General features: G+C 30.3%; 2 protein-coding genes. One reads left to right on the top strand and one right to left on the bottom strand.

The features are described 5' to 3' along the window. The first annotated feature begins 205 nt into the window (after nt 1–205). Complete coding sequence (locus ABD814_RS12535; protein ID WP_344913841.1) at nt 206–694, top strand: pyridoxamine 5'-phosphate oxidase family protein; 489 nt, start codon at nt 206–208, stop codon at nt 692–694. Nucleotides 695–796: 102 nt separating this feature from the next. Here the strand turns inward: ABD814_RS12535 and ABD814_RS12530 are convergent, their stop codons facing one another. Further along, nucleotides 797–1,066: a hypothetical protein gene (locus ABD814_RS12530; protein WP_344913838.1), complete on the bottom strand. Its 270-nt coding sequence runs from the start codon at nt 1,064–1,066 to the stop codon at nt 797–799. Nucleotides 1,067–1,161 lie beyond the last annotated feature (95 nt).

Here is a 1,161-nt window from a genome sequence, read left to right as displayed (position 1 = left end):
TTGGTTATTTTTAATTGATTTGATGCGGTTTATTCAGGTTTTATGATTGGGCTATGAATAATCTAGGTTTAAATTTATATTTGATTTAATTATAACATAAATTGTTATATTTTAGTCTGTTAATCCTTAATATAGTTTGAATATTTGTATAAAAAAGTATCCTATGGAGAATATACATTTACAATTACTTATAAGGATGATCAAAATGGCAAATACGTTAAAACAAGAAGATATTGAAACATTGAGAGAGCTAATCAAGGGTGTTGATGTGGCGATGGTAACAACCATGAATAAAGATGGACTCGTGTCGCGTCCAATGAAAACGCAAGAAGTTGAATTTGATGGTGACCTATGGTTTTTCACAAAGAAACAAACAAGTAAATATGAAGAAATACAGCACGACGCAAATGTTAATGTCGCTTACGTTGGAAAGTCATATGTTTCTGTCCGTGGTAAAGCAGAAATTGTTGAGGATTTAGATAAGAAAAAAGAGTTTTGGAACAAAGCACACGAAAAGATTATGCAAACGACTTTTGAAGACCCGAATGTGATCTTAATTAAAATAAAAGCAGAAGCAGCTGAGTTTTGGGAAACAGGTAACTTTATCAAGAATATCGCTTTTATGTATAAACAAATGACTGGAAAAGAATCTGAAGATGTTCATATTAATGAAACAGTTGAACTCGATAAATAATGAAAATGGATTGTCTGATGCTAAGACAGTCCATTTTTTTAGAATGATCACTCGAAAATGTAAATTATTTTAACCGGTTTTTAATAAACTCAATTTCTTTGGTTACATGCTGCTAATAAAGCTAATTAAAAGCCATAAAAAAAGTATAGGTGATGACAATAGAAGTACTGCCAGTACAAGACCATTAATTTTTCTCTTGATTGAGTAAGTGATTGCGATAATTAGTCCATAAATAGGAATTCCTAACCAAACGATATCTTGTAATGGTTCACTGTACGAACCGATAAATCCTAGTACATTTGTAAAGAAAAATACATACCAAAGCAGCTGTAGATATAAGCCTATTTTTAATAAACCTTCAAAACCTTTCATTGAGCCACCCCTTTAGTTATTGACGTATTGTCAAAAATTTATAAGTAAAAACTTCCGTTTTTATTGATTTAATGCTATTAACCACAAAAAAACTT

The organism is Amphibacillus indicireducens (assembly GCF_039539605.1).
Taxonomy (GTDB): Bacteria; Bacillota; Bacilli; order Bacillales; family Amphibacillaceae; genus Amphibacillus; species Amphibacillus indicireducens.
This window is presented reverse-complemented; position numbering and strand designations above follow the sequence as displayed.